Below are 13,081 nucleotides of genomic sequence, written 5' to 3'. Positions count from 1 at the left end.
ACCGCGCAGCCCTTGTAGTCGATGCCGTAGTCGGTGTTGTCGTAGCCGATGCGCTTGATGGTTTCGCGCGCGACCGACTGGTAGTCGACCACGGCATTCGACGTGATCTCGCCCGCGAGCACGACCAGGCCGGTGTTGCACAGCGTTTCGGCGGCGACGCGCGAGTACTTGTCCTGCGCCAGGATGGCGTCGAGGATGCCGTCGGAAATCTGGTCGGCGACCTTGTCCGGATGGCCTTCGGAAACCGATTCGGAGGTAAACAAGAAACTGCTGCTCATATCTGTTCCTGATAAAGATCGAAGAATCGAATAGCCGCAAAAAAGCACAAAGGATCGCAAAAAAGGATTTTCTTACCCTTGTGTGTTTTGCGCCTTTTTGCGGCCATTCTCCATTACTTTCCCAACGAGAGACCCCTACCGAAGCTCGCCTGATAGCGCTGCTCGAACTCGGCCCGGCTGAAGCTGTGATTCTGCGTGCCGCGCGATTCGATCTTGATCGCCCCCAGCAACGAAGCAATGCGGCCCGTGGTTTCCCAGTCGAGCCCGTGCAGCAGGCCGTGCAGCAGGCCGGCGCGATAGGCATCGCCGCAACCGGTGGGATCGACGACCTGCGAGGGCTTCGCGGTCGGGATGACGATCTCGCGGCCCTTCGTATAAATCACCGAGCCTTCGGCGCCGCGCGTGACGATCAGCGCTTGCACCTGGCCGGCGATGTCGCTGGCGGAGAGCTTCGCCTTCTCCTGCACGAGCTGCCATTCGTAGTCGTTCACCGCGACCCACGTGGCCTGCTTGATGAAGGCGCGCAGGTCGTCGCCGCTGAACAGCGGCAGGCCCTGGCCGGGATCGAAAATGAACGGGATGCCCGCGGCTGCGAACTGCGCCGCATGCTGGATCATGCCCTCGCGGCCATCCGGCGCGACGATGCCGATCGCGATGTCCTTCGCCTGCGCGACCTGGTTCTCGTGCGACAGCTGCATCGCACCGGGATGAAACGCCCAGATCTGGTTGTCGTCGAGATCGGTGGTCACGAAGCCCTGCGCCGTGTGCTCGCTCTCGATGACGGTGATGTGATCGGTCGGCACGCCGGTCTGCTTCATCCAGTCGCCGTACAGGCCGAAGTCCTTGCCCACCGTCGCCATCGGCAGACCGACGTCGCCGAGCAGCTTGAGGTTGTAGGCGATGTTGCCGGCGCAGCCGCCGAACTCGCGGCGCATCTGCGGGACGAGGAACGACACGTTCAGCATGTGGATCTTGTCGGGCAGGATGTGATTCCTGAATCGATCCTGGAACACCATGATGGTGTCGAAGGCGACCGAGCCACAGATCAATGCGCGCTTGCTTGGGTTCGTCATTCGAAGGTTCGTTGAGAGCGGAAAACGCCGGAATCAGCCGGTTGCGGCGCCGGGATTGTAAGGGAACCTCGTCGCGGCCCGAAACGCGATTTCGGCTGTCCGACGACTCGCGCCGCGGCACAGCGGCGGCGCGGGCATGAGTTCATAACCGGCGACGCTGCAGGACGACAGCGCCCCACGCAGCGCCGCCCTCGCCGATTTGCAGTGTTTTCCCGCAATACGCGCGCCGCACCCTTCAATGACATGAGGCACTCCCTGAGAGCGAAGGCAGCGCTCGGGCACCAGCCATTAACCAATGCGCTGCAACGTAGTTCCGGCGGGTTATCGCTCCGTACCGGCGAAGTCGGTCGCCGCATCCGTATCAACGACGATGCAGTCTGCCGCCGCGTGAGCTACTTAGCTCACGCACCGACGCAACCATGCCGCTGCTTCAGGCGTTACGGGTCCGTGTCGGATTCGGTCCCTGCAGACATTGTTGCGACGAATTTCAATCGATGACTGACCCGTACGGCTCCCGGCCCGCGCCGGATGGACATAATCGCGACGCAAATGACGGCACCGGAGCCGGCGTAGCCGCGTCCGATATCTCGATCCTCGTGGTCGAAGACGAAGGCATCGTCGCGCAGGACCTGCTCGAGACCATCACCCGACTCGGCTATCGCGTCGCCGGCGTGGCCAGCGAAGGCGTACAGGCGGTGTGCATGGCCGAGGAACTGCGGCCGCGGCTGATCATCATGGACGTCGGGCTGCGCGGCGAGATCGACGGCATCCAGGCGGCGCAGATGATCCAGGAGCGCGGCCACGTTCCGGTCATTTTCCTGACCGGCCATCGCGACGTCGAAACGCTCGAACGGGCCGTCAGGACCGGTCCGCTCGGCTACCTGGTGAAGCCCTTCCAGGAAGTCGAACTGCGCTGCTCCATCGAAGTGGCGATCCACAAGCATCGCGCCGAAATCGCGACGCGCGAACGCGAGGAAGCCCTGCGTCGCAACGCAGACCTGCTGACGAGCCTGTCGCTCGTCGATGAGCTGACCCGGCTGCGCAACCGCCGCGGCTTCTTCGAACTGGCCGGGCAGGCGCTCAAGGTCGCCCGCCGCGAGCGGCATGTCCTCGGCCTGTTCTTCGTCGATCTGAACGGCCTCAAGCAGATCAACGACACGCTCGGTCACCTGATCGGCGATCAGGCGCTGCGCGAAACGGCCGACGTGCTGCGACGGACCTTCCGCGAAGCCGACATCGTCGCGCGCCTCGGCGGCGACGAGTTCGTCGCGCTGGCTCACGTGCAGCAGGACACGAGCGTGCTGCGCGAACGCCTGCGCGGCGAGCTGTCGCTCATCAACGCGGTTCCCGGCCGGCCCTATACGCTGGACGTGAGCATCGGCACGACGCTGGTCGACGTGACGTCGGACGAGTCCATCGAAGACCTGATCGCGCGCGCCGATGCCGACATGTACGAGGAAAAGCGCGCCTCCAGCGGCGTGCGGTACGTGGGCGACTGGGACGGGTCGCTGCCGAAGCGCTAGCTCTTTCTTCTGTGGGGCCGGCTTTAGCCGGCCTGCGCTGGTGGTTATGCTCGACTGTCGCGGCCGGCTGAAGCCGGCCCCACAGAAGAGAAAGTCCAGCAGTGACACCGATACCTCCTTCCCCCCGCGATCCCTTGCACTGGCTCGATGCCGTGCTTCGTCGCGACCCTGCCCGACTCCTGCTGCGCACCGGCGACGGCCGCACGCTGACCTACGCGCAGTTCGACCAGCTCGCCAACCGGATCGCGCGGGCGCTGCAATCGCAGCGCGTCGTCACGGGTGATCGCGTGGCGGCGCAGATCGACAAATCGCCCGAGGCCATCGCCCTCTACATTGCCTGCCTCAAGCTCGGCGCCGCATTCGTTCCCCTGAACACGGCGTACACGCTGGCCGAACTCGACTACTTCCTCGGCGATGCCGATCCGGCAGTTGCCGTCGTCCGGCCCGACACGCTGGCGCAGGCGGCTTCGCTCGGCAAATCCGCGCGACTGCTGACGCTCGGCGCGGCCAGCGACGGCTCGCTGATGGAGCTGGCGTCGCGCAGCAGCGAGGCGGCCTTGCCATCGTTCGGCGGCGATCACAGCGCGCTCGCGGCGCTGCTGTACACCTCCGGCACGACCGGCCGTTCCAATGGCGCCATGGTGACGCGCGGCAATCTCGCCTCCAATGCCGTCACGCTGGCCGATGCCTGGCGCTTCACCGAGTCCGACGTGCTGCTGCATGCACTGCCGATCTTCCACGTGCACGGCCTGTTCGTGGCGGTGAACACCGTGCTCGCCTCAGGCAGCTCGATGCTGTTCCTGTCGCGCTTCGACGCCCGCGACATCGTGCAGCAGCTGCCGCACGCAACCGTGATGATGGGCGTGCCGACGTTCTACACGCGCCTGCTGGACCAGCCGGAGTTCGATCGCGACACGGTGCGCAACCTGCGGCTGTTCGTTTCCGGATCGGCGCCGCTGCTGCCGGAAACGCATCGCGAATTCTCCCGGCGCACGGGCCACGCCATCCTGGAGCGCTACGGCATGAGCGAAACGCTCATGAACACTTCGAACCCGTATGCAGGCGAGCGCCTTCCCGGTTCGGTCGGCCCGACGCTGCCGGGCGTCGAGGTGCGCATCGCCGATCCGGACTCCGGCGTGGTCCTCACCGAAGCGGATGCGGTCGGCATGATCGAGGTGCACGGTCCGAACGTGTTTCGCGGCTACTGGCAGATGCCGGAAAAGACCGCGCAGGAATTCCGCCGCGACGGCTTTTTCATCACCGGCGATCTCGGGCGCATCGACCGCAACGGCTACGTACACATCGTCGGCCGCGGCAAGGATCTGGTGATCACCGGCGGCTACAACGTCTATCCCATCGAGGTCGAAGCGGAAATCGATGCGCTGCCCGGCGTCATCGAAAGCGCGGTCATCGGCGTGCCGCATCCCGATTTCGGCGAGGGCGTGACGGCCGTGGTGGTCGGCCGCCGCGATGCGCAGCTCGACGAATCCGCGGTACGGCGCGCGCTCGAACAGCGGCTGGCAAACTTCAAGCTGCCGAAGCGGGTGCTGTTCGTCGACGAGCTGCCCCGCAACACCATGGGCAAGGTCCAGAAAAACGTATTGCGCGAAACGTATCGCGATTTGTACCGTCCCTGACATGAGTGAACCGACATGAGCGAACTGGCGAATCCCTCCATCGACCTGATCATCGTCCCGCCGACCCGCGATCTCGGCGGCTTCGAGGTGCGCCGCGCCCTGCCCAGCCGGCAGCGGCACATGGTCGGCCCCTTCATTTTTCTCGATCAGATGGGCCCTGCGCAGTTTGCCGCCGGGCAAGGCGTCGACGTGCGTCCGCACCCGCACATTGGCCTTGCGACCGTCACCTACCTGTTCTCCGGCAGCCTCATGCACCGCGACAGCGAAGGCAACGCCGTGGAAATCACACCGGGCGCGATGAACCTGATGACCGCCGGCCGCGGCATCGCGCACTCCGAACGCACGCCCGTCGCGGCCCGGCAATCGCAATCGCCGCTGTTCGGCATCCAGAGCTGGCTCGCCCTGCCGACCGCGCACGAGGAAACCGAACCGACGTTCCAGCGCTTCGCCGCCGAACAGCTGCCGACCGTCGAAGACACGGGATTGCACGCACGCGTGATCGCCGGATCGGCCTTCGGCCAGCGCTCGCCGGTGAGTACGGCTTCGGAATGGCTGTACGCCGAGGTCCGGCTGCAGGCCGGCGTCAGCGCGCCACTGGAAGCAGATCAGGAAGAACGCGCCATCTATGTCGCCGAAGGCGAGATCGAGATTGCGCGCGAACGGTTCGCGGCGCCGCAGCTGCTGGTGTTCCGTCCCGGCGATCGCATCACCGTCACCGCCACGCGTGCCTCGCGACTCATGTTTCTCGGCGGCGCCGGCATCGACGGACCGCGCTACATCTGGTGGAACTTCGTGTCCTCCAGCCAGGAACGCATCGAACAGGCCAAGGCCGACTGGAAGGCCGACCGCTTCCGGCCCGTTCCCGGAGAAACAGAGTTCATCCCGCTGCCTGATCTTTGAGCGACGATCGCAATGACGACCCCGCAAGCCGACATCGAACTGCTCGCCCGCAAGCTGCAGCAGCTGTATGCGCTGATCCTGAAGAGCGAGCGCGAGTTCGACACCGGCCCCGGCGGACTCGCCCTGCTCGACCGGCTCGTCAACGATCCCGCCTGGGCCTGGCTGCGGCCGCTGTCGTCGCTGACGGCGGAGATCGATCATGTGCTGGCGCAGCGCCAGCCGCCGACGCAATACGATCACGCAGTCGTCGCCGCGCACATCCGCGGGCTGCTGTCGGGTGAAGGGGAACTGCGCAACGAGGCGTTCCTGGAACGTTATCGTCCGCTGCTGCAACTGAATCCGGCAGTCGCCGGTGCGCATGGCGAGCTGAAGGGATTGCTCAAGGCTGCGCCGCCGGAATCCGTCAACGAGGCCGAGCGATTGCACGCACGCCATCAGTGGGCGATGCGCGCGAAGCACAGGGGCTGAAGCGCCGGATTCTTCCTGTGGGGCCGGCTTCAGCCGGCCTCTTCAAGTGCAAGAAGGCCGGCTGAAGCCGGCCCCACAGAAGAGTCTCCTGTCTTGGCTCTACTTCCTCGCCACCTCGGTCGCCGCCAGCCCGCCTTTCAGCACGCTGGCCTGGAAGCCGCGCTCGGACAGGATGTAGGCGCAGGCCGAACTGCGGCGACCGGTATCGCAACAGACGATGTAGCGACGATTGCGATCGAGCGCGCCCATTTTCATGCGCAGCGAATACAGCGGAATGTTGATCGCGCCGTCCGCGCGATAGTGCTCGAATTCCGACGGCAGGCGCACATCGATCCACTGGCCGCCCTCGGCGACCGCGCGCTGGGCGTCGCCGTAGTCCACCCATTCCAGCAGCGGCTCGTGCAGCAGCTTGCGGAAGTCGTCCTTGCCCAGGCGCATCAGGCAGCCGTCGCTCGCCATCGTCACCGTCGCATTACGGCGGGTGTCGGAAATCAGCGCTTCTTCGCCGAAGGTGTCGCCCATGCGCAGTTCGGCGAGCTTGATGCCTTCCTTGTTGAGCGGCGTTTCGCGCGTGACGATGCAGCTGCCCTTGACGATGATGTAGATGCAGTCGCCTTCGGCGCCCTGCTTGATCACGACTTCGCCGGCCCGATAGTCGACGCGCTGCAGCCGCATGAACACGGCCTGCAGGTTGGCGGGCGGAATGCGATGAAAGGCCTTCGACTGCAGCAGCGCCGTCATCCAGTCGTCGGCGGGCGGCGAGCTGTCTTCGTCGAACCCGCGTAGCTCGGACACCTTGTAGCTGCCCGTCTGATCCCACGTCACGACGACGTCGAGAAATTCGCTGTCGATGTGCAGGTATTCGATCTTGTCGGAGGTCACGACCGCCGAGTACGGACGCGGCAGCGCATGCGCCAGCGGATTTTTCGCCTTCGCCGTACCGCTGCGCACCGTGCCGATCACCTCACCCTCGGCCATCAGATCGATGGTGCCGCTCAGCAGGTAGTAGGTCTGCTTTTCCTCATCGCCCTCGGTGAACAGCAGGCGGCCCTTCGGTGCCTGCAGGCGCCGCATGCGGCGCGCCAGCGTCATGAGGTTCTCCGGCCGCATGTTGTCGAACGGCGAGAACGTCTTCAGCACGGCGAGTTCTTTGGAAGACCCGGAAAGCTCCATGGGTATCTTTTGTTATCGGTCGATTACCGGCACTCGATTGCCGGCAGTATCCGGCAGCGGGATGGCTCAAACAGCGATGCGTCTCACAGAGACGCGGCCTTCCGGCGAGGAGGCCCGGCGGAAAATGCTCACTGCGTCACAGATGCAGATGCAGGACTCATGGGCCCGTGCCGATGCCATGAAGCGGCTGGTCGCGGCCCGTTCGAGCCAGCCTGCAGTTGGCTACACTTGACCGAATATGCCGCCGACACACGTCCGACTCCTGACGCCCGACGATGGCGAATCCCTGTTCCATCTGCGCCGCGCTGCGCTGCTCGATTCGCCCTTCTCCTTCGCCTCCAGTCCGGAAGACGATGCTTATTCCTCGCCGGAGGCGGTGGGCAGGCAACTGGGCGAATCGCAGGCGAGGGTCTTCGGTGCGTTCGATGAAGCATTGCTCGGCATGCTCGGCATGCAGCGTCTACCGAAGATCAAGACCGCTCACATCGCCATGATCTGGGGCGTTTTCGTCACGCCGTCGGCGCGCGGCCAGGGCGTGGCGGCGCAGCTCCTCGAGGCCGCCATTGCACACGCACGCACGATTCCTGCAATCGCGTCGCTGCGACTCTCGGTCAACGAGACGACACCGGGGGCGCGGCGGCTGTATGAACGGATGGGCTTTCGCGTGTGGGGTGTCGAGCCGGACGCGCTGCGCGTGAACGGCCGATCGACCAGCGAGGCCCACATGAGCCTCAGCCTGCGCTGAGACTTCCCTCGCGTCGCAAATCGCGCGCGATCCCCTCAGAATAGCGGCCCGCTTTCACGGACCCGAGGAATCGAATTGAGCGCAACGATCATTGACGGCCGCGCTGCCGCCGAACGCCTCCGTCAGCGTGTTGCCGAACGCACCGCAGAACTGCGCACTCGAGGGCTCCTACCCGGCCTTGCCGTGGTGCTGGTCGGCGAGGACCCCGCCAGCAAGGTCTATGTCGCCAGCAAGACGAAGCAGGCCGAAGAGGCCGGCCTCCGGCATTTCGATCATCGACTGCCGGCGACCGCGACCACCGCAGAACTGCTGCAGCTGGTGCAACGGCTGAACGCCGATCCGGACGTGCACGGCATTCTGGTGCAGCTGCCGCTGCCGGCCGGCGTCGACAGCGCCGTCGTGCTGGCCGCGATTGATCCGGCCAAGGACGTCGATGGATTCCATGCGGTCAATGTCGGCCGGCTGGCGCTCGGCGAAGAGGCGACCGTCCCCTGCACGCCGCTCGGCAGCCTGATCCTGATCCGCCAGGTACTGCCGGACCTGCGCGGCAAACGCGCGCTGGTCATCGGACGCTCCAACATCGTCGGCAAGCCGATGGCGCAGCTGCTGCTGCAGAACGATTGCACGGTGACGATCGCGCATTCGCGCACGCGCGATCTGCCGGCGTTGTGCGGGGAAGCGGAAATCCTGGTCGCGGCGATCGGCCGGCCGAAGGCGATTGCGGGAGACTGGATCCGTCAGGGCGCGATCGTCATCGACGTCGGCATCAACCGCATCGACGACGGCAGCGGCAAATCGAAACTGGTGGGGGACGTGGACTTCGCCGCCGCTGTGAACCGCGCCGGCGCGATCACGCCCGTGCCCGGCGGCGTCGGTCCGATGACCATCGCCTGCCTGCTGCTCAATACGGTGAATGCGGCGATCCGCTCACGTTTTGGGGAGGCGGCGGAATTACTGAGGCCGTAGGAAAACGGAAAATGGCCGCAAAAAGGCGCAAAGACCACAAATAGAAGAAGGATTTCCTTTTGTGTTCTTTGCGCTTTTTTGCGGCTATTGATTCTCTGTCTTACACGTCGCCCTGGCTGGCGTCCGGGTCGCCGATGACGGCGAAAAGCTTGTCGAGCGTCGTGAACAGCGCGAGTCGTTCTGACTCGTTCAGGGTCTGGAGCATCTGGGCCTGGCGGCGCTGGGCCACCGGCAGGACGGACTTGTAGAGCGCCTTGCCCTTCGGTGTGATCGATACGCTGACGGGGGCGGCCAGGGCTTCCGCCGCGCGCGAACCGCGCTGGGCGATGACCTTGGTCTTGGTCAGGCCGCGCTTCGTCATGACGCGCAGCGTGCGGCTCACCTGCCCCTTGTCCATGCTGCTGCGATTGGTCAGTTCAGAGAAACGCAGCGGTGAAAAACGGGTTACCAGTGCGAGCAGGCGCCATTCCGGGAGGCTCAGGTCGAACTCCTCCAGGTAGGGCTTGGTCATGTTGTTGCGCAGGGCGTTCGACAGCCGGGTGAGCCGGAACGTCAGAAAATCTTCGGTGTGCAGGTTTGCACCGTTGCGGGACAGCGTCAGCCACGGGCAGGCCGCACGGAGGGCCGAAGCGGGCTTCACTTTCTTCTGGGTACGCTTTTTCAAGCAGATCTCACGGGATGGCAGGTCAGCGGGGACGCGCATTCTGCCGCATCGCAACGATCATTGGGAGTGACATCGCTGCAATTCAGGGAAAAACGCGTCCGATTCACCCGCCGGCAATCGATCGACGGCGGACCGATGAGTCGGCAACGCAGGCATTCGTCCCCGTCGCCTCGATCAACCTCGTGCAACAGGGCGAATGAGACGCCAATCGGCACGCAATGCCAGATCCGTATTTACCGCGGACGCGCCGCGATTCACCGCGCCTTCAGCTCGCATCGATTGGAATCCTCGCGCAGGCGATGCGCACTCCGGCGTCCGCACATCGCACGCCGGGTGTTACCCGATCGCAACGACCCGTCGACGGACACGCACCGCGCCGCGGCGACGCTTCGCTATCTGCTTGTTTGAACTAGACCGACGGGAAACATGAACGAATCTTTTCCGGAGCCACCTTCGTTGCAATGACAACCACTGAAAAAATCGAGTGCATGACGATTGCGACGCTGATATTTTCCGCGCGCGCAATTCGGGGCTGAGCTGGGAGGGGCAATGGCACAGCTCGACGAAAAAAAGCGCGTACTGGAACAGTGGCTGCAACTGCCGGAGTCACGCCGTCGACACGCGACGGACGTGGTGGCATTTGCGTATCGCCTGTTGCAGGAGCGCCCGGATCTGGTGGGTGAGAATCAGCAGACCAGTCTCGACATGATCGTCGGCTGGCTGCTGCCGCATCTGCAGAAACTGGAAGCCGGATGACACCGCTGCAGGCTGCCTGGCCTAGGCACCCTGCAATCCCTGGCTGATGCCGGTAATGGACGACAGCAGCGCCGCCAGCATTTCCCTGTCTTCGCGCCCGCCGGCACGCCAGCGCCGCAGCAGATCGACCTGCAGCATGTGCATCGGATCGATGTAGGGGCTACGCAGCCGGATCGACCGCTGGATGGTCGGCTCCTGTTCCAGCAGATGCTTGAGCCCGCGCAGTTCCATGACGCGCTGGCGCGTCAGCTCGTATTCGGCACGGATGGTCTGGATGAACCGCGCGTAGCGCGGTTCGACGAGTTCATCGTAGTGCGAGGCGATCTTCAGATCGGCCCGCGCCAGCGCCAGTTCGACATCGTCGAGCAGGTTCTGGAAAAAGAACCAGCGTTGATCCATCTCCCGCAGCACGTCGTCGCCGAGCTTCTGGCCCGCCACCGACAGCGCGGTGCCCATCCCGAACCAGCCCGGCACCATGTAGCGGCATTGCGACCAGGCATAGGTCCACGGAATGGAGCGCAACGCCGCGACGCCCGCCGCTCTTTCGCTGCGGGTCGTCGGTCGCGAGCCGATCTGCATGCGCTCGATGACGTCGACGGGCGCCAGCTGCCGGAAGAAATCGTAGAACTCGGGATCGTCGAAAATCATCGCGCGCCAGGCACGCTCGCTTTCGCCGGCCACCACTTCCATCGCCGCGGACCAGCCGGGTCGAACTTCTTCCTTCGGCATCGCTCCGCCCGCCGCCAGCGCGAGCGAGTGGAATGCCTGTTCGAACACGCGCAGCGCGATGGGGCGCAACCCGTACTTTTCGTGGATCAGTTCGCCTGCTTCCGTGAGGCGCAGCCGCCCGCGATTCGCGCCCTGCGGCGCGCTGCGCACCAGGATTTCGGCGCGGCCGCCGCCGCGTCCGAAACTGCCGCCCTGGCCGTGCACGAGCGTGAGATCGATGCCGGCATCGGCTGCTGCGGCCATCGCCGCTTCCTGCGCATTGCGCACCAGCCAGCGCGACATGGCGACACCGACGTCCTTGTTGCTCGCCGAGTAGCCGACCATCACGTACTGGTGGTTGCCGCGACCCAGCAGATGCCGGCGATACAGCGGCTCGTTCAGCAGCTGGCGCATCAACTCGCCGCAGCGCGACAGCGCTTCGGCGGACTCGAACAGGGGCGCGACGTCGACCGGCACGTCGCCCGAACGCCGGTCGGCGGTGTCGGCCCAGCGCGCCAGCAGCAGCACCGACAGCATGTCGTCCACGCCGCGCGTACTGCTGACGACGTACGGCCCGATCGAATCCGGACCGTTGCGATGACGACAGTGCGCCAGCGCTTCGAACACCCACAGGCTGCGCTTGCCGGTCGCATCGAGCAGCGCGCTCGGACTCTCGTCGCGCTCCAGCGCCACCCGCAACCGCGCGATGCGATCGTCGACGCTGCGATTGCGCCAGTCGGCATCGCCGAACCCCTGGCCGACGACGCCGCGATGCACGGCCGAACTCTGGCGGATGTCGAGCGTCGCGAGATGAAAGCCGAAGGTGCGCACGCGACGGATCAGCCGGCTGACCGGGAAGGCACCGGCATGCGCACCCTTGTGCGCCATCAGGCTGTCGTGAATCAGATTCAGGTCGGCGAGGAAATGCGCCGCCGATTCGTACTGCGCCTGCCGGCCTTCGTACGTCGCGCGCAGGCGTTCCATGACCTGCCCGAGAAACACGCGATACGGCATGCGATCGTGCCGCGCCGGCGACAGCGTGTGCGATGCCGACAGCAGCGTCTGGTATTGCTCGATGCGCGCCTGCAGCTGCGGCGAAATGCCGATGCGGGTCGCGCTCTGCGACAGCGATTCGGCCAGTCCCTGGCATTCGAGGAAGTAGCTGTTGACGATGAGCTGCTGATGACGGGCGATCGTTTCGCGAATGGTCTTCGCGTGGACGTCCGGATTGCCGTCCATGTCGCCGCCGACCCAGGAGCCGAAGCGCAGGATTTCCGGCAGCTCCAGTTGCTGCGCCTCCGGCCCGTAGACCTTGACCAGCGCGGCGGAAATTTCCTCGTAGAAGACCGGCACGATCTGGAACAGCACTTCGACCAGGAAGAACAGCACGTGCTCGCGTTCGTCGGCGACCGTGAGCCGTTCGCGCGAATTGTCGGCGGTCTGCCAGCCCGAGGTGATCTCGGTGCGGATGCGTTCCCAGAGGCGCTGGGTTTCCGCATCTCCCGAGGCGAGGCCGATGCGTCCGAGCAGCAACTGCGCGACCTTCTGCTGCTTGCGCAGGATCGTGCGACGTGTCGATTCCGTGGGATGCGCCGTGAGCACCGGCTCGATCCACAGCTCGAGCATCAGCCTGCGGATATCGGCGAGCTGCAGCCCTTGCTCCTTGAGCGCGAACAGCGCGTCCTCGATGCCGCCGGGCTGCGACTTGCCTTCGTTCATGTACTGGCGACGCCGGCGGATGCGATGCACCTTCTCGGCCATGTTCACCACGTCGAACCAGGTCGAGAACGCACGCACCAGGTCGCGCGCCAGCGCCGGGGTCACGTCGCGCGTGCAGACGACGAGTTCCACCGCGCCTCCGGCATCGCCCTCGCGCTGCGCGATGGCCGCCTGCCGGGCCTGCTCGACCGCAGCGAACAATTCCTCGCCGCCCTGCTCGCGGATCACTTCGCCGACGAGCGCGCCGAGCGTGTGGACGTCTTCGCGCAGTTCGGCGTCCTTGGCGGGGAAAGTCAGGTCGTGGCGGGGCATGAGGAAAGAAGCCCGCTAGCCGCTGGCCGCTGGCCAGAAAATGAGGGACGAAGTGGAGTTGGTAGCCATCGCGGGCGCGCAGTCTAGCAGAGCCTGCTGCCCGGCCATCTCGCCAGCCGGCTCGGGTCTACGCCACCCGCGCCGGAAACGTCTTCAGCA

Annotated in this window: 12 protein-coding genes; 7 read left to right on the top strand and 5 right to left on the bottom strand. The window is 65.3% G+C overall.

Annotated features, from left to right (window positions below):
* Positions 1–278: S-adenosylmethionine synthetase N-terminal domain-containing protein (locus V7D81_RS11405; protein WP_324316643.1), on the bottom strand; the 278-nt coding region annotated here is incomplete at its 3' end.
* A gap of 113 nt (positions 279–391) precedes the next feature.
* Positions 392–1,351: a carbohydrate kinase family protein gene (locus tag V7D81_RS11400; RefSeq protein WP_324316642.1), complete on the bottom strand. Its 960-nt coding sequence runs from the start codon at positions 1,349–1,351 to the stop codon at positions 392–394.
* Between the two features lie 494 nt (positions 1,352–1,845).
* On the opposite strand from V7D81_RS11400, the gene V7D81_RS11395 reads away from it, so the two are divergent.
* The 4 genes from V7D81_RS11395 (at position 1,846) to V7D81_RS11380 (ending at position 5,879) form a co-directional block, all read left to right on the top strand.
* Entirely contained in the window at positions 1,846–2,874 is a 1,029-nt protein-coding gene (locus V7D81_RS11395; protein WP_324316641.1) for a diguanylate cyclase domain-containing protein, read from the top strand.
* Between the two features lie 134 nt (positions 2,875–3,008).
* Positions 3,009–4,511: a malonate--CoA ligase gene (locus V7D81_RS11390; protein WP_324316640.1), complete on the top strand. Its 1,503-nt coding sequence runs from the start codon at positions 3,009–3,011 to the stop codon at positions 4,509–4,511.
* A 15-nt stretch (positions 4,512–4,526) separates the two neighbouring features.
* On the top strand, positions 4,527–5,411 hold the full coding sequence (locus V7D81_RS11385) for a pirin family protein (RefSeq protein WP_324316639.1): 885 nt from the start codon (positions 4,527–4,529) through the stop codon (positions 5,409–5,411).
* A gap of 12 nt (positions 5,412–5,423) precedes the next feature.
* Entirely contained in the window at positions 5,424–5,879 is a 456-nt protein-coding gene (locus V7D81_RS11380) for a hypothetical protein (protein ID WP_324316638.1), read from the top strand.
* 99 nt (positions 5,880–5,978) lie between these two features.
* Here V7D81_RS11380 and V7D81_RS11375 read toward each other — a convergent pair whose 3' ends face one another.
* A complete protein-coding gene (locus V7D81_RS11375) occupies positions 5,979–7,019 on the bottom strand; it encodes a cyclic nucleotide-binding domain-containing protein (protein ID WP_324316637.1) in 1,041 nt (346 codons plus the stop codon).
* 271 nt (positions 7,020–7,290) lie between these two features.
* Between V7D81_RS11375 and V7D81_RS11370 the strand changes: the two genes are divergently transcribed.
* Positions 7,291–7,797, top strand: a complete 507-nt coding sequence (locus V7D81_RS11370; protein WP_324316636.1) for a GNAT family N-acetyltransferase — start codon at positions 7,291–7,293, stop codon at positions 7,795–7,797.
* Positions 7,798–7,872: 75 nt separating this feature from the next.
* Complete coding sequence (gene folD / locus V7D81_RS11365) at positions 7,873–8,763, top strand: bifunctional methylenetetrahydrofolate dehydrogenase/methenyltetrahydrofolate cyclohydrolase FolD (RefSeq protein WP_324316635.1); 891 nt, start codon at positions 7,873–7,875, stop codon at positions 8,761–8,763.
* Positions 8,764–8,863: 100 nt separating this feature from the next.
* On the opposite strand, the gene V7D81_RS11360 is transcribed toward folD, so the two are convergent.
* Positions 8,864–9,466 carry a MarR family winged helix-turn-helix transcriptional regulator gene (locus V7D81_RS11360; protein WP_324316634.1) on the bottom strand — a complete coding sequence of 201 codons (603 nt, stop codon included), beginning with the start codon at positions 9,464–9,466 and terminating at the stop codon, positions 8,864–8,866.
* Between the two features lie 510 nt (positions 9,467–9,976).
* Here V7D81_RS11360 and V7D81_RS11355 point away from each other — a divergent pair.
* Positions 9,977–10,183 carry a hypothetical protein gene (locus tag V7D81_RS11355; RefSeq protein ID WP_324316633.1) on the top strand — a complete coding sequence of 69 codons (207 nt, stop codon included), beginning with the start codon at positions 9,977–9,979 and terminating at the stop codon, positions 10,181–10,183.
* 21 nt (positions 10,184–10,204) lie between these two features.
* On the opposite strand, the gene V7D81_RS11350 is transcribed toward V7D81_RS11355, so the two are convergent.
* Positions 10,205–12,922 (bottom strand): phosphoenolpyruvate carboxylase, encoded by a 2,718-nt coding sequence (locus V7D81_RS11350; protein ID WP_324316632.1) that lies wholly within the window; start codon positions 12,920–12,922, stop codon positions 10,205–10,207.
* Positions 12,923–13,081 lie beyond the last annotated feature (159 nt).

Origin of the sequence: Povalibacter sp., assembly GCF_036735925.1 — a bacterium.
Taxonomy (GTDB): domain Bacteria; phylum Pseudomonadota; class Gammaproteobacteria; order Steroidobacterales; family Steroidobacteraceae; genus Steroidobacter.
This window is presented reverse-complemented; position numbering and strand designations above follow the sequence as displayed.